Origin of the sequence: Paenibacillus sp. NRS-1760, from assembly GCF_050467785.1 — a bacterium.
Lineage (GTDB): Bacteria > Bacillota > Bacilli > Paenibacillales > Paenibacillaceae > Pristimantibacillus.
The window spans coordinates 845,605-862,705 of record NZ_JBITPK010000014.1 but is presented as its reverse complement, the minus strand read 5'-3'; the positions used below and the strand labels follow the sequence as shown (position 1 = coordinate 862,705).

At 46.4% G+C, this 17,101-nt stretch carries 10 protein-coding genes; 2 read left to right on the top strand and 8 right to left on the bottom strand.

Annotated features, from left to right (window positions below; all coding sequences use genetic code 11):
- Nucleotides 1-235: 235 nt before the first annotated feature.
- Nucleotides 236-2,632, bottom strand: coding sequence for a glycoside hydrolase family 95 protein (locus ACIFSR_RS23130; RefSeq protein WP_430060197.1), 2,397 nt, complete (start codon nucleotides 2,630-2,632; stop codon nucleotides 236-238).
- A gap of 380 nt (nucleotides 2,633-3,012) precedes the next feature.
- The gene (locus ACIFSR_RS23125; protein WP_430060195.1) at nucleotides 3,013-5,364 is read right to left on the bottom strand and encodes a beta-galactosidase; all 2,352 of its coding nucleotides are present in this window, start codon (nucleotides 5,362-5,364) and stop codon (nucleotides 3,013-3,015) included.
- 536 nt (nucleotides 5,365-5,900) lie between these two features.
- Between ACIFSR_RS23125 and ACIFSR_RS23120 the strand changes: the two genes are divergently transcribed.
- Nucleotides 5,901-6,206, top strand: coding sequence for a hypothetical protein (locus tag ACIFSR_RS23120; protein ID WP_430060193.1), 306 nt, complete (start codon nucleotides 5,901-5,903; stop codon nucleotides 6,204-6,206).
- Nucleotides 6,207-6,346: 140 nt separating this feature from the next.
- Here the strand turns inward: ACIFSR_RS23120 and ACIFSR_RS23115 are convergent, their stop codons facing one another.
- The 6 genes from ACIFSR_RS23115 to ACIFSR_RS23090 all read right to left on the bottom strand — a co-directional run bounded on the left by ACIFSR_RS23115 (nucleotide 6,347) and on the right by ACIFSR_RS23090 (nucleotide 14,507).
- The gene (locus ACIFSR_RS23115) at nucleotides 6,347-7,540 is read right to left on the bottom strand and encodes a Gfo/Idh/MocA family protein (protein WP_339204292.1); all 1,194 of its coding nucleotides are present in this window, start codon (nucleotides 7,538-7,540) and stop codon (nucleotides 6,347-6,349) included.
- Nucleotides 7,530-9,350: an alpha-1,3-galactosidase-related protein gene (locus ACIFSR_RS23110; RefSeq protein ID WP_430060191.1), complete on the bottom strand. Its 1,821-nt coding sequence runs from the start codon at nucleotides 9,348-9,350 to the stop codon at nucleotides 7,530-7,532. Before ACIFSR_RS23110 ends, ACIFSR_RS23115 begins: the two co-directional genes overlap by 11 nt.
- A gap of 132 nt (nucleotides 9,351-9,482) precedes the next feature.
- A complete protein-coding gene (locus tag ACIFSR_RS23105; protein WP_430060189.1) occupies nucleotides 9,483-10,898 on the bottom strand; it encodes an endo-alpha-N-acetylgalactosaminidase family protein in 1,416 nt (471 codons plus the stop codon).
- 75 nt (nucleotides 10,899-10,973) lie between these two features.
- Entirely contained in the window at nucleotides 10,974-12,602 is a 1,629-nt protein-coding gene (locus ACIFSR_RS23100; protein ID WP_430060187.1) for an extracellular solute-binding protein, read from the bottom strand.
- A gap of 60 nt (nucleotides 12,603-12,662) precedes the next feature.
- Nucleotides 12,663-13,550, bottom strand: a complete 888-nt coding sequence (locus tag ACIFSR_RS23095; RefSeq protein WP_339204296.1) for a carbohydrate ABC transporter permease — start codon at nucleotides 13,548-13,550, stop codon at nucleotides 12,663-12,665.
- 12 nt (nucleotides 13,551-13,562) lie between these two features.
- Nucleotides 13,563-14,507, bottom strand: coding sequence for an ABC transporter permease (locus ACIFSR_RS23090; RefSeq protein ID WP_339204297.1), 945 nt, complete (start codon nucleotides 14,505-14,507; stop codon nucleotides 13,563-13,565).
- A gap of 391 nt (nucleotides 14,508-14,898) precedes the next feature.
- On the opposite strand from ACIFSR_RS23090, the gene ACIFSR_RS23085 reads away from it, so the two are divergent.
- Entirely contained in the window at nucleotides 14,899-17,070 is a 2,172-nt protein-coding gene (locus tag ACIFSR_RS23085; protein ID WP_430060184.1) for a helix-turn-helix domain-containing protein, read from the top strand.
- The last annotated feature ends 31 nt before the right edge of the window (nucleotides 17,071-17,101 follow it).

The window sequence follows — 17,101 nt, the reverse complement described above, 5'->3', positions numbered from 1 at the left end:
TATTAGCTTCCATTAGCTTAAAAAATAGAGCAGGTTACCGTAGCACCTGCTCATCAATGTCTTTTATTCAACAATCGTGACTCGTTTGTGCTCGGCAACCCTCAAATGCAAGGGGGACGGGATGTTTTTCATCCTATTTAGAAGATTAAATGATTAACTTGCTATTCCTATCAATTTTCTTGCGAAATCCTTATACATAAAAAGTCCGGAAATTGTCTGATCATTAAGCTTGATATCACAAAGCAGAAATTGGTCTAATTATATACTGTTCACCTGCAACTGTAGGAAAAGAAATTTTCTTAATATGCTGCTCCGACTTAGCTATAACTACTCCATTATTGATAGCTTCAATTTCTACTTCAGCATCTATTGTACAATTGCGTCCTAGCTTTGAAACAAGCTTGGCCTGCGAAAGCCTACCGCTTGCCCATTCGATCCCTATCTCGAATCCGCCGCGCGCACGCAAGCCTGTTATGCTTCCCGCCTGCCAAGTATCCGGCAAAGCCGGCAGCAGTTGCAGCTTCCCTGCATGTGACTGCAGCAGCATTTCAGCAATGCCAGCCGTTACCCCAAAGTTTCCATCAATCTGAAATGGAGGGTGAGCATCGAAAAGATTCGGGTAAACTCCTCCAGTATGCCCTCTATCTGGGTCCCTCTCATCAACAATTCGCAGCAAATGACTAATTAATTTACGAGAACGGTTGCCTTCGCCAAAGCGTGCCCATAGTCCAACTTTCCATGCGAGACTCCAACCTGTTCCTTCATCACCCCGAATTTCTAAAGAGCGACGAGCTGCCTTGAACAAGTCACTATCGTGATCTTTCGTAAATTGACTGCCCGGATAAACACCATATAAATGAGAAACATGGCGGTGATGGGGATCCTCTTCATCGAAATCAACAGACCATTCTTGGAGTCTGCCTCCTCTTCCGATTCGAAGCGGAGCTAACTTATCTCTCTTGCTGAGCAGCTCCTTCTGCCACTCCTCATCCACCTGCAGCACTTCTGCAGCTTCAACGCAGTTTGTAAACAGCTCCCAAATAAGTTCTATATCCATAGCGCTTGCCGTCGACACACCAACCAAGCTGCCATTCGCAGGATTTTTGAATTTATGCTCGGGAGAAGTGGAAGGCGATGTGACTAACGAGCCTTGATGATCCTCCGTTAAATAATCACTTATGAACAGAGCCGCCTGCTTCATAATCGGATATGCACGCTCTTTAAGAAATAGGAGACTACCACCAAATAAATAATGCTCCCATAAATGACTGCATAGCCATGCTCCCGCCATCGGCCATAGTGCCCAGACTGGATCGCCATGCCCATAGTCGCCTACAGGCGCTGTTTGTGCCCAAATATCAGTATTTTGATGAGCTGTCCAGCCTCTTATGCCATAATGCACCTTGGCTGTCTCACTTCCTTTAATTTTCAAACTGTCAATCAAATCAAATAATGGGTCGTGACAATCGGGCAATCCGCAGGTCTCTGCAAGCCAATAATTCATTTGCGCATTAATATTCAGCGTCCAATTGCTGCTCCACGGCGCCCTCGTTTCTCGGTTCCATATCCCTTGAAGATTAGCCGGCTGACTTCCTTTCCGAGAGCTGGCAATAAGCAAATATCGTCCATATTGGAACAATAGCTCTATGAGTCCATGATCATCAGCCCCGTGCATCCTAATCCGTTTATTATTTGGTATCTCTGATTCATGTTCCGATGAAGCCGAATCTAATTGCAATTGGACACGATCAAACAAAGGCTTGTAGTCGGCAAGATGTTTATCCTTCAGCACATCGTAGGACTGTGCTGCCGCTAGCGATAATCGTCTTGCAACCTCCTCAGGCGGATTCTTCCCCTCATGAGTAGGCGACTTATCATAACCATTAAAGCTAGATGCAGCAGTCCATATAAGCATAACCGAAGAGGCTTTACTGACATGCAGACCGCTATCATCCAGCTCTATCAATCCACCATCCGCTGTTGCGGTTAGCCCCGCCTCAAAGCGAATAGCCTCACTTTCCACTTCTTCTTTATATACGATTGGGTTATCTGTACAATAATAGCTTGGATCCACATGATCCGGACAGCGGCCATTCATGACGAGACTATCGTCTCGCACAGACATTCGATATTTTAGCGGACTCTGCATCCTAGCAGAGAAGTTAAGCGACGAATCTTTGCTGGCAGTTAATCTCATTACTAGTATCTTATCTGGGTAAGAACAGAACGTCTCACGAATGATTCGGTTATCTCCCACCTTAAACTCAACGCGGGCTATAGCAGTCCCCAAATCAAGGCTTCGTTTGTATTCGGTGGCTAGATCGCCATGATAAAAATCGAGTATGAGATCTCCTAACGGCAAGTAGGATTGTGTATAGGGGCCCAACATAGACTTCGCTAACTCGTCTGCTTCTTCATATCGCTCTTCTTGCAGCAGCTTCCTAACTTCGGGCAACACCGCTAATGAATTCGGATTATTATCTCCCATAGGGGGACCTGACCAGAGCGTATCCTCATTTAGTTGTAATCTTTCTCTTTCCACACCGCCGAAAATCATCGCCCCTAGATGCCCATTCCCAACAGGCAGCGCCTCTGTCCATACATCTGCCGGCTTGTCAAAATACATATTCATTCACGTTCACTCCTCTTTGTTGTTTCCCGATAACTGCCGGGGGTTACGCCAACATATTGTTTAAAAACATTATAAAAATGTCCTAGCCACACAAATATTTGAAACGTGATCTGCTTTCTGAAACGTCTGCTGAATATGTCTGGTAAAGGACTGGTCAGAGAGGTTCATGTAACAGGATTTAAATTCGTTTTCATGTTTGCCTCCTTTCTATAGGCTTAATTATAAAACGTTTTCATTAAATGAATACGGATCATTTATAAGCACTTAGGTATCCGATATTAAGGTGCTTTACATAAAACATAAAAATCCCTAACCCCTAAGTTATTAGGGGATTGGGGATTTGCTTCAGTTGGGCTATTCGTTTGGTTCGCCGTATCGGCCTAGCCTATGCTAATCGCATACTCCGCTTCCGCAGAAAGCGCCAAAATCTCTGGCTGGCGATCTTCCAGTGGTCTGGATGGCATGTAGATGTCTCTTTCCTTTAATAGAGGAGAAATTTTCAGAACAATCGAATGGCTCGCCAATTGATCACGAAATCTCTTTAAGCCTATTTTCCAAGGGACGCCGTTATAAAACTGATCTGCGACGCATTGTCCGGCAATATAGGCTTGTGCTACATCTCCTACGAAATCGACGATCAACGTGATTTCGCTCGCTTCACCGAATGCCGAAGCATCTATGCTAATCTCCCATTCAGGTGCTGTTCCTTCTTGCCCCTTATCTTCGAATAAATATTGGAAGAAGTCTCCGTTTAGCGAAGAATCGCGGGTCCGCTTCCATGACAATTCGACTTCACGAGTTTGGAGGTTCGGCTTGAACGCCTGGAATATCCCCTCTTTGTCTTGTGAAGACTTCAACGAAACGCCCTGACAAGTGATGCTATGTTCAACAGGAGGATAAACATCAAATGCCATCCGGTCGGCTTCAGTACCGCTAATGCACAACCCTTTCTCCTTAAACACGACGTTTCCTTCGCATAGAATTAACCGTTCACCTCCAAATGCCCGGCCCTTCCACAGATGCAGGGACTGCTCTTCGGTTATTGTCAGCACCTTAACAACATGACTGGCAGCAGAGCGAACAGTGAATTCGCAGCCAGATCCCGGCTTCAGATCGGAAATGGCGAGCGTACCATCCTGCCGCACCAAAGTTCCCTCTTTCAATTCGACATCGGAAACGGTATCCGATTCGAAGGAGAATTCGGGGCACACGCCAGAAACCTCGAAGAATACATACAGCGTCTCCCCATCTCCGCGAAGCATGCATAACAGCTGTGCGGTCGCATATTTCAAACGTACACCGTCCATATCCATATGGAATGGCCAGAAGAAGTAACCGTCCTTCTTAAGCGTAAATCCATTTGCAGGAACGTTCAGCTCACCTCCGGGTAACCGCAATTCAACCTGTACGCCATCCTTGTCTTTCATCTCCGTTAGTCTCTGGTAGTTGTTGAAGAACAGGAAGCCGCTATCTACTTGTGCTCTCGCAACGACGCGTACCGTCTCGTTATCCTCCAAGGATGAAGGCCGAACTTGCGGAAAAACCACAGCCATGGGCGCAAGCCTTTCTCCGAAATCGTGTAGAAATAAATGAAGCCGCTTTAGTATTCTATAAGAATCCCTGATTCCGCCAAACTCTCCGAGCGGCGCCTGGAAATCGTAGCTCCGTACGGGCAACTGATTGCCTTGGGGATTGGATTCTTGCATCGTTGAAAGTTCTCCGAGCGGCTGGGTTCCTCCATGATACATATAATAGCCCAGCAGATTGCACCCGTTAGCTATCTTAATCATCGCCATCGCGCCAACGTCGTCCGCCTGTATGATGGGACGCCGATGATAGGTAATTTGCACGCCGCCCCCAAGCTCGCAAGAGCCATCGGGATAACGTTCGATGTCTTCCAAATCTTTAATATCAACGGCTTTCTCTCCGAACAGATCGCTGCCGATGCTCGGATCGTTCCGTACTGAATGGAAGAAATAATGCGGTCCTGGAGGCAGTTGGTTTGTATGCTGTTCCCAAGGATGATCCGGATAACCTCCGAATAACGGCAGCATTTCGTCCTTCGGAATCCGTGCTCCACCTGGGCCCCCCCAACCTGTAACCGTATATAAAGGAGCTTTCATGCCCAATCCTCGCGCGATACTCTTTAAGGCTCGCAAATGCTCGGGGTTATCCGTCAATTCGTTGTCGAATTGCATGCCGACGATCGAGCCGCCTTCTTGGAAGGACAACCCTTCGATCTGCTTGGCAATTTCCCCGTAAAACCTTCTAACATACCGCAAATAGTCATCATCGTTTGTCCGTAACGCGCATCTTCCATAGATCCAATCCGGAAATCCTCCATTACGGCATTCGCCATGCGCCCATGGGCCTATGCGAACAAGGACCTCCAATTCGTTCTTATGACAGAACTGCACGAATTTCCTAAGATCCTTGTCTCCCGACCAATCGAAGCGACCCTCTGTTTCTTCATGATAGATCCAGAATATATAAGTAGCGACGATCTGAATGCCGCCCGCTTTCATCTTAAGCAGCTCTTCCTCCCACTGTCCATGAGGAAACCTGGAGAAATGAAACTCCCCCATAACCGGCAGCCACGGCTTTCCTCCGCGGGTGAGATGCAAGCTGTTCACGTTGATTTCCTCTCCCGCCGGATTGGTGCCTCCCATTTTTAGATGACCTTCGATCAATACTGGCTTTCGTTGATTGCCAACATCTAGTAAGTATTTCATTGTTTCACTCCCCGAGTATGCGTCTTTCCAACCCATCCCAGCTGTTGCACTGGATTCGAGCGCTTGAATTAATTTTCACTTCCATCATAATTTTGGTATCCTACCTGAACAACGGGCATTTTTTAAGATCATTGTCCAAATCCGTCGAACTGTCTTATTCAAATATTAATCTCGTAGTCAGATATTTAGAAAACTGTCCGATCTTACGATTGAACAAGCGGAACGGTTCTCGAAACCGAATAGTCTCATAGCTTGTTGTCCATCTTCCATCGTTCACCTGCAAGCAACTTCAACTTGCTCACTTCTTCGCCCCTTACTCTAAAATCGATTGTCTGATCGACGTTCGAGAGAAGCGTCACGCTCATCCTCCGATTCTCTAGATTCCAATTCAATATGGTGAGATATAGTTAGATTTTTAGGTCGTTCTCATTTCTTAATATTCGAAGCAATGATAGATATAATCGTTTGACAATGTCTATTGTTCCGAATATGATAATACTGACTAGTCAGTGCAAATTAAATAGGAGTTGATATTCATGCATGAAATGTACGAATTGAAAGCTATCTTTACGTCGAATGAAGGAAAACGCGGAGATTGGGCAAAACTGAAAGTGGAGTACGGCAATCTCGGGGATAGCGTCGAGATCGACAAATCGATCGTAAGAATTTCGGATTACGGGATTTACGATGCAATGAAACGCGAAGAAGATGGATCGTTCACATGGTCTTATCCAATTCCGTATGAGGCGCCGATCCAAACCTACGAGATCGAAGTGTATGCGATAGACAAGATAGGAAACAAGGGACCAAAGCAAACGGTTATCTTCACTGTTACCAGCTAAAAATTCCCTTTCACACGAAACCGACGGCAGCTCGAATGTCTGCCGTCGGTTGTTCCTCCTAATCTACCTTTTGTCCTCTTCGGTTAATATCTTCATCCAGCGACGCATTGTCATCAAAGCGAAAGTCTATCGAGAACTTGTCACTTGCCGATCCATTTCCCGTTTGTGAAGTCTGGGATCGCTACCGGCTGCCCGCCCATGGCAATCGAATCCTCGGTTAATGAGGATATACTCATCCACGAAGCCATATCATATACATCAATCGGCGTTTGCGCCTTGTTCCTGAAACTCTCGATGAAATCCCGGAAGACAAGCCAATCCATCCCGTCATGGCCTCCTTTAACTCCTTCCTGCAAATAGCTCTCCCACAGCGGATGTTCATATTGCTCGCGAAGGTGCTCGACGTTCCCCCATTGCGTCTTCCAATTCGATTCATACTGGTTATGCTGTCCATCTATGAATAAAGAATGGTTCTCCTCCATATACATTCCTTTTGTTCCCCTTACCGTAAAACCTCTTGAATAATATCTAGGCAATGTAGTATCCAATGTGAGTGTAATCGTTTCTCCGCGAGCGCACTGGATGATAGTCGTTACGATATCGCCTTGCTTAAACCGAGTACGAGCAAGCTCGCTATCCTTCCTCTTGCTTGTGATGTATTCCTGCATGCCTTCCGCCTTTGAGGCGAGAGACACAAGCGATACCATACGATTTCCTCTATTGATATCTAGTATTCTGGCGATGGGGCCTAGCTCGTGAGTGGGATAATTATCGCAGTTTCTATGAATATATTCGTTCAGTCGATAATGACGGTTTTCTTTGCCATTAGCGATTTCATAACGCAGGTCGTGAAGATAACCTCCTGAGCAATGGACGATTTCTCCGAGAATACCTCGCTTTACCATATTTAATACCATGAGCTCATCGCGGCCGTAGCAGCAATTCTCCAGCATCATGCATGGAACCCTCGTTCGCTCATAAGCTTCTACCAGCTTCCAGCATTCCTGCATGGAATAAGCTCCTCCGACCTCGCAAGCGACATACTTCCCTTTCTCCATCGCTTCGATTGCGATAGGGATATGGGTGGACCAAGGTGTGCAGATCATGATGACGTCAACTGCCTCTTTATTCAGAACTTCCTTATAGTCACCAGTTTCAAAAGGTCGACTGCAGCCTGCCTTTTCAATCATATTAGCTGCCTGTTCGCGACGATCCTCGTGCAAGTCACAGACAGCGACGACTTCCACGTCCTCCATTTTCAGCAATATGATTTCCAAAAGCCCCGTTCCCCGTCCACTAAGCCCAATTAAGCCGATTTTCACTTTAGATTTCATCCTCGTGATCCCTCCGAATAATAGCTGCTTGCCCCTTATCGATCGCAAGGTGCTCTGCCTTCATTGATATCGTCTTTACGATTGCGACTGCCTTGTCTGCCATTGTATTCCCGCGAATTTCAACTCCGCTGCATGCCCGTAAGCGGATGATTTCTTGCGAATCAGCGTATTCTCCGCCCATATCGCCGTTCCTTGAGATCTGGTTATCCGCAACAATTAAATCGTTTGTGCTCTTCGCATCCAATAATGGGGAAGCGTCCAATTCAAAGCGGTTATTACTAATCACAACGTTGCTGTGCACGGGAGCATCCACTGATACAACCGTGTTCTCCGGTTGAATCAGAATGACCGGCTGATTACCGTTACCACAAGCGACAAACCGATTTCCCCTTATCTGGACATCGCGAACCATCCCCGATTCATACCAGCTTACCGCATCGTCGGCGATGAGAATCGCGCTCATATGCAGCTTCTCGAACAGATTATTCTCGATGGTCACTTTACGGCGCGTTGTCACTAGAATTCCACGAGTCGGTATTCTCTTGAAGACATTTCCGCTTATGGATACTTCGGGTGTCCATGTGATATTCTCGATGACATCCTCGTCCCCGATCATTCTCGATACCGGAGCATCCAGCGTCAGTTCGGCTTCACGCAGACTACGCTGCTTGATGTCGACAACATGACGGGTAGCATAAGGTATTAACGAGCTAGCCGAAATAAAATCAATCTCATCGCCCAAATGGAAGGCGCTGAATCCGTAGCTTTGCGGATGCATAAACCGCACGCGAATGCGTCTCTCGTCCTCTGCGCCAATGATTTTTAGATGGGTACCGTGAATATTGATGGCATCATCGTGCGCACCCTCGAATAAGCAATCGTTGATCGATATTTTTCCTTTCATACCGGAAAGATGAACAAAATCGGCGAACGCCGCCGCTGTTCGTCCATGGGAAGGATCCGGCGCCAATCGCAAGCCCTCCAAAGTCAAGTTTTCGCTGAATTGCCCGACGATCCCAAGCCCATGCATATATTGCATCCAGACATGACGCCAAGTAATATTCCGGCAGCCAACGATCAGAGCACCAACCTGATCCCGAATGCCGTCGCGCATTTGAAACACATGACCAACCTTCGTGATCGGAGCTGCCGATACAAACCAAAGCCGAAGCTTACCGAGCTCCATCTGTTCGACATGGCTGGCCAACGTGATCGGGTTGGGTACTCTCCAGGTCCGGTTGCTCACCGGGTCAAATTCCTGGGCAGGGCCCCCGCGGTAAGACCAATCTTCATCAGTCCAATAAAGCTTATCGTCCATCAACAAATAATAAGAATCCGGATGAACCTCCACCTCCCAATAGTTTTCGAAGATCGCGACGATTCGCATTTCAGATATAGTCGGCCGGACGAAATCGATCGTCAGGTTCCTTATTTCCACGTCGACGCAGCCGTCCATGACGATCGGCGTCATTTTCCCGTGAAACAGCAGTCGCGAGCCATTCCCTTCCACATGAATTCGTTTTGCCCCTTTAAACCAGAGGCCTATCGTTTTGATCTGATGGGGATGCTCCTTTTCGCTAGCCGTATTCGAGACGTAGTAAGGTTCTTTGCTAGCGTTATTGGCATACAAATCATATCTTCCCGGTGGAAATTCGATTACCGTCGGCCCATCCTCGGCCGAAGCGGCAACGATCGCAGCCTGTACGGACCTAGTCGCATCCTCGCAAGAATCCGGGATCGCTCCGTAATCAGTTACCCGAAACAGACGGGGCGCCGGATCGTTTCCTATCACATATGCTTGACCTCGCATGCTTCATCTCCCAGTATGATCGACTTTTCACTACACCCATTTCCTACGACAAACTGCGCTTGAACGCCATCGAATCAATTGTTGAAGCTGCAATGAGCGCCCCCTCGTCTCCTTCGTCCGCTCATTCTCTATTTATTGCTGCGATGGAATGATTGATATCGCCATTCCCGGCGCTAGAGAAAGCTCCAGCAACCCTCCCACAATTCGTTGACCAAGCTGCGCTTCCGATAATCCTTCAGCCGTAATTCGGTAGATATCAACGGCAGCTACTTCGTTCCAATCAGGCGGAAGCGACCAAGCCTTCTTCGAGTAACCACTCTTGCTGAATGCGATTAATTCCGGTTGCACTTGCCATAAAGCAGGGAACAGCACGTCGTCTCCTACGCGCAGCGGCTTGCTGTCTCGACGAACGGAGTGATCCGCTAGATGAACGGAATGCCCTCCCGAATAATGAACGACCCTGTTATCGCCCTCGCCCTCTATCTTAATGCGATCAAGCGAGTTCAAATACTGGTATTGAAGCATTCTTGTACAGATCTGCTCCATGAAGATATCGTGCCAATCCTCGCGTGAAACTTCGTTGCCTTGATCCCAGAATACATCCTCGCCATGCACGCCCGCGCCGAACAAGAACTCCAGATCATGTCTGCGAGGAATGCCCGGTTTAGAGTAATCTCGAATAGCAGCTCCGCTCAGCAGCTTGGCGGGTCTCTCCAGAAAATGCTTCTCCTGGTTCTGATCAAACCACCAGCACCACGGTTGCAATCCGATGAACGGATCGTTGCGATGATGGGCGAAGTTTTCGCTTGTCACATCAATCCCGCGACTTCGGAAATAGCGGATCGTCCGGCGCATGTAGGAGGACTCCTCCTCCTGGGAGACGCCTCGGAAAACATTCGCTCTCGGAAAATAAGCGTCCAGGTGTACCGTGCCGGCCTTATCAAGCTCGAGCAGCGAGATCAACTTCTCGATTCGCTGGACGATTATCCCGCTCTCCCATTCCTTCTTATAAAAAATTTGATAGGCAGCCATATTATTATAGTTACCGATTTGCAGCAAAGAACCATCTTCGTTACGCGAAATCAGATCATGCTCCATGTAAAGATCCCAATGCGGGCTATTATCGTAGGCGTCCGTCATATTGACATGAACGCTGACTGTTGTGTTATAACGTTTGGCTGCTTCCGCCAACCACAAATAGCTGTCCTTCGCAGTCGAATCCTGCGGCCTCTTCAAATGGACATTCACTTCATCCCAGGCAGGGTATCTGTCATCGTGACCATTATACTGCCATCCGACCAAGTAAATGATTTTCGGAATGCCTCTGGTAAGCCGATCGATGTCCACAATATATCGAAGCGCCTGTTCAAACGTACAAAACACCTTCGACCCGCCTTTACCGTCCGGAATCGCCATGCCTAGCTTCATCGTCAGCGTCTGACTATAATCGAAATTGTAAGGGCTCTCCGGCTGCATCGTTTCTTGCCAATCGTAATATTCCCCCGGAATGGATCTCCACGCTTCATCAATATCTATTGAGTTAGTCATCCTGGCCTCTTCCTTTCTGTAATGAAGAAACCTGACAGCGCCACACATCGACGCTGACAGGCTTCGCATTTCTTTTTACTTGGATACTTGAGCGTTCATCATATCCACGATCGATTGATAATCGCCAATATCTGAAAGCTCCTTCTTAAATGCATCCCATTCGGAGAGATTTCTCTCGCCAAGCAGGAATTTATAAATATTTTCGTCCAAATACGTTTGTACCGCGGTCATGATTTGCGCTTTCTTCGCTTCGTCATCTTTGCTCAGACGAACGACCGGTGCTTGTTCATACGGAGCAATGGCCGTTTCCGAACTTGTGAATTTGCCCATTCCCTCTTGAGGACGCATCTCCTCGAACTGACCCTTGGCGAAAAATTGCACTTTTTTATAAGCGATATAGTCAGTAGAATAATTTTGCGGGGCGAAGACGAAACCTTGACGCGTTGTACCATCGCCATTTAAGTCTTTTTTCTCTTGCCAGTCTCCGTTTTTGTTGATGAATTCCTTTTTACCTTCGACCACTTGGTAGGTTTTCCCTTCAACGCCCCAATGCATCAAATCAATCATTTCATCCGAATACTGATAATCGAGCATCTTGACGATAAGTTCCGGATATTTCGTGTTTTTGGAGACCATGACGCCGTAGTTGGCATAAATGGTATGACCCAAGAGGGCCGGCCCCAACACCCACTGATCGCCGTACTTTTCGTTTTTCGGATTGACCGCTGCTCCCCATGAGACGCCTTGGTCCGGAACGGAATATTGCTCCCACCAACCTGCCCACGCCAACGGAAGCATGAAGGACTTGCCGGTCGTTACTTTCGCCTTCAATTGATCTTGAGACTGGCTCAGGAACTCGGGATCGAGCAGCTTCTCGTCGTACAATTTGCGAATATACATTAAACCTTCTTTGAAAGACTCCTCAGTCGGTCCGTATACGTATTTCTCGCCGTTCCAGTAAATATCGCTTTTCGTATGGTTCGAGAGAGCTAACGCGTCTATGAATTTTGGCCATTCCTGCGAATTGACCGGATAGGAATCCGGATACAGCTCTTTCAGCTTAACGGCCGCATCGTAGAATTCATCCCAGTTTTCCGGAACTTTGATATTATGTTTCTGGAAAACATCGAACCGGTATAACGCTGGGTATGCGGAACCCGCTAACCCCGTATCGTTCCGGAATCCATCCCCGAAGAAAAACATTTTGCCTTCCGGTGTATACATACTCTTGTCCGAGAACTTTGTAGACTCCAAATAAGCTTTATAGTTTGGAGCGTACTCGTCCAGGTAAGGCGCAATGTCCAAGAGGGACCCTTGGTTGCCGAATTGGAACATGACTTCGGCATCCTTCACACCCGACATAATGTCCGGTGTATCACCGCTGGCCAGCGTCAATTTTATTTTCTCCGGATAGTCGTCACTGTTCACATAGATCCATTTAATATCAAGCTTTTTGCCGATATGCGCTTCCATCTTTTCCTTCCAGAGCTTATAGAGCTCGGTATCCTTCGGATCGTCCCCGAAGCTGGACATGTAAGCGTTAATCTTGATCGTTTCCTCAGCCGGTTCGGATGGCTTGGATGTCTCACCGGAATTGCTGTCGTTTGTTTGCTCTGACGGTTTGTTGTCTCCTTTGCTGCAGCCAGCAAACACGAGTGTCGCAACGAGCAGAAAACTAAGCACTAGAACCATTTTTTTCTTCAAAGCATAACCCCTCCATGAATAGTATTTGTTAATCTATGTTTAATTTCAGATCAACCGCTGTTAGCCTTTCACCGAACCGATCATCATTCCGGACACAAAATGCTTCTGCAATAGCGGGTAGACGAACAGAATCGGTAATATCGTGACGATGATAGACGCCATCCTAATGTTTTTGGTATTCAGATTGTACGTCTCGAGGAATCGTTGCAACCCGCCTGAACTCGTATCATCCTTCAGTTCGATTACCATCCTGCGCAAGAGCAACTGGATGGGATGGCTGCTTTCGTCATTGAGAAAGATCATTGGTTCAAACCACATGTTCCAGAACATGACTGCACCGAATAGCGCAAATGTCGCCAGCAGCGGCTTGGATAATGGCATATATATGCGAAACAGAATGCCGAGATCATTCGCTCCATCCAGGTAAGCGGATTCCCGCAACTCCTTGGGGACATCTTGGAAGAAAGTACGGAAAATGATGATATTGAATGCGCTCATTGCAACTGGCAGTACGATCGCCCATATCGTATTGAACAAATGCAAATCCCTGATAAGAAGGAAGTGCGGAATAAGTCCCCCACTAAATACCATCGTTATGATCACGTATAAGACCAACGGTTTACGAAATACGAATTCGTTGATTGCTAACGGGTAGGCGAATAAGGAGGTCAGCAGCAATTGAAGAAAAGTGCCGATGACTAAGAACTCAATCGTATTCATATAAGCATTCAAGATGTTTTTATCCTGTAAAATGAATTTGTAGCTGTTAAAGTCAAATCCTCGCGGATACCAAGTAATCTTGCCCTGAGCAACTAAGGTGGGATCGCTAATCGAAACAGCAAACGTATTTAATAGCGGATAAAGCATAACAATACATAGCACGATCATAATCGTGTAATTAATAATATCGAAAGCTTTAGACCCAAGCCCTTCATTATATACTTTCAATGTATCCCCTCCTTACCATAAACTGTTTTCAGATACTTTCTTGGAAAAGTAATTCGCAAATACAATTAAAACAAGACTGATCACGGAGAGCATCAAACCGACCGCGGCGCCATATTCAAACTGTCCGCCTTGCACGCCTACCCGATAGACGTAAGTTTCGATAACGTCCGCCGTTTCGTAAATTTTCGGATTGTACATGAGAAGCACTTTTTGAAAATCCGTGCTTAGAATACTTCCTAGCTTCAGAATGAGCATGACCGCTGTCGCGGGGATAATTGCCGGCCATGTGACATATCTCAGTCTCTGCCAACGATTCGCGCCGTCTATGACCGCTGCTTCGTGTTGCGCCGGATCGACACCGGTAAGCGCTGCCAAATAGATGATGGCTCCATAGCCCAATTCCTGCCATATACCCGCACTAATGTAAATCGGTCGGAAAGCTTCCGATATATACAGCAGCGTCCTTGGTTCCGCCCCAAACCAAAACAGAATTTTATTGACGATTCCCTCTACTGAAGTAAATTCATGAACGAAGCCGACAACGATTACCGCGGATAGAAAATGCGGGAAATAAGTAATCGTCTGCACAGCCCGCTTAAAAAATTTGTTGCGAAGTTCATTCAATAATAAAGCAAATAGGATTGGAGCCGGAAAACTGAAAATCAAAGAATAAAAAGCAAGCAATAGCGAGTTTTTAGTAATCCTCCAACTCATCGGACTATCAAAAAACGCCTTAAAATGGTCGAAGCCGACCCAAGGACTTCTTAAGAAGCCCAACGATGCGTCATAACTTTTAAAAGCGATTGTAATTCCATACATGGGTAAATACTTAAAAACTAGAATAACCAGAAATCCAGGCAGCACCATTAGGATCAAGTAGCGCTGCTTCCAACATTTTCGCAGAAAGCTTTGTTTTTTTCTGAGTTGCAGATTATGCGCAAGCTGTTGATTCTGCAAATTTCACCCCTCCAGTACACATATACATAATGTCATTAAAATGTAAGCCCTTTCGAAATGCAGCTGATCATCTCACCAAGCCCACATCGTTCTTGGTGACCTCAGCATACGGGAGAAGATGATTTTTAAGCAATTATCAACTATTAATATCGTTTGAATAATTTCATTTCGATCGAAAATCGATTGTATGTTAAAGAACGAAAATCGCTCCTGCATACGAAATATGGGAATGTCATTTATTAATGTGCTGTTCATTATTTCAGCTGCGCATGACAGCCAAGAATTATCCCCTTATAATGATGGAAAGCGCAACCCGTTTTATGCAAGCGGTTACAAAATAAAGATTAGAAACCGATCTACCTTATAGAAAGAAAAAAGGGGGGCTCCCAACTTGAACAGATTATTCCGAACTGTTTCCACTCGATATCACAGAAGCAGCGTTCTGTTTAAGCTGCTCATCGTCAACATGATTTTTATCATTCTGCTCACCACTCTGCTTGGGTTCAACTACTCGTATTTGAAAACAAACGTCAAGGAACAAGTTGTGCGAACGAATGAAGGCTTCCTGAAGCAATTGTCCGGGGACTTGTCTGGTGAATGGTTGGAGATTCGCAACATGATTTACAATTTCAGCGTTAGCTTGGATACGAAGCTCCTGTCCAACAATCCCAAAAATTCGCGTTCTTATTACCCCACGTTAATGGCATACAAAAACAAAATAACGCAATCGAATCTGCAGCTTCCGTTCCGGGCGCAGATCTCCACTTACTTCCCGAATCAGGACTTGGTGATCAGCAGTGACGGAACGCGTAGTTTGAGCGTCTTCTATAAGAATCTGGATGTTAAAAACGGTGGTGAAACCTGCCGTTGTCTGCTGCAAAACGAATTGGAGCATCTGTATAATTTCCGCAATACTATCGTGTTCTCATACCGGCTTTTCCCGGAAGGCTATATATTCGTACAAATCGCCAAAGCGGAGCTGCTCGCTTATCTGAACAATCAGACAATGTTGCTTGATAACGTTATCGTGATAAGCGATAGGGAAAATCAACTTTTTGTAAGTACAGCGACACTTGATCCAGCAATCGCCGAGCAACGGCTTCCTGAGCTAAAAGGTCCGCTCATCATTAATGGAAATAAATATACGCCTATTTCTCAAACAGATCCATTGTTCACTTACACCGTTTTGTTCTCGGAAAGCCAGATGCAGGAAAAGCTTAAAAAGGCCAACGGGTACACCTTCGTCTTGTTTGCCCTTTTCTTCGCCGTTAATTTGGGATTTCTGTTCGTCAACTGGTCCATGTTCAGGCCGCTAAGGCTCATGGCGAGAACATTCAATCAATGGACGACGGGCCCTGCTACGAAAAATGAATTCGCGATTCTCTCAGATACGTTCAAGGAACTAAATTCCGCCACAGTCTCCATGAAACAGGAGATCACGGAGCAAGCCGACATCTTGGAGCATAACGCGCTGCTTCGGCTGTCAACGGACGAGAATTATACGATGAAGCCCCACATAAACCGGATGCTGTCCGTGAAGTATGATTCCTATGCCATACTCACCGTCATTGAAGAAAGCAACCAAGGCCAATCCGTTACCTTGTATGCTCCATTACTGGAAGCGGCGTTAAGTCAATCCCGACCGTACATTCGACTGCATGCCCATAGCGATAAATCTATATTTATCACAAGCTGCTCCGACACGAACGCACTGGAAGCTCTGGTTTCCCGCGTCTTTGATAGCTGTCCCGATCCGGTAGACAACATGCTTGTATTCTGCGGTATCAGCTCCGTTCATACACGGCTAGAGGACATCGGCAAAGCACTTCGTGAATCGACTGACGCGATTGACAAGCATGTCCCCAATCTAACCCATTTAAAGAGCGTCATTCTATATCAAGATCGGAACAGCGATCAAGCGGCGGTCATCCACTTGTCCATCGATAAGGAGCAAGAACTTGTCAACTACACCCTTAAAGGAAATACGGAAACGCTACAGCAATTTTTCGATAAAACGATACAAAAGACGTTCAAAAATTTAACATTTGAACAGTTCCGGAACATGCTTCGTTACCTCCACGACCTGCTGCTTGTCATCATGAACAGTAAGAAGATCAGCGTCGAAGAGGTGTGGGACGTTCCGCCGGCATTTTCGCATACGTACCATCTCCAGTATTTATTCCGGCAGATCCAAGAGGGATATTTTCTCGTGGCTAAGCGATCCGCCCTGCCGATTACGCCTCTTCTGGAGCAGATCAACCAATATATTGATAAGCATTATGCCAATCCGGATTTATCGTTAACGCTTATTGCCGAACATCTGGCTATCACTCACGTGTATTTATCGACATACTTTAAGAAGCACTCCGGCTACAACTTAAACTACTACATGCACCTTGTTCGCATCCAAGCTGCAATTCGCCTTATCCAGTCTCATCCGAATATGACCATGAAGGATATCGCGGAACAAGTCGGATACTCGAATGCCGGAACGTTCATCCGGCATTTCAAGAAAATCTCTGGGACGACGCCCACGCAGCATGTCAGGTTACAGCAGGAATAGAAATAAACAGGACACGATACTAGTAAGGAGG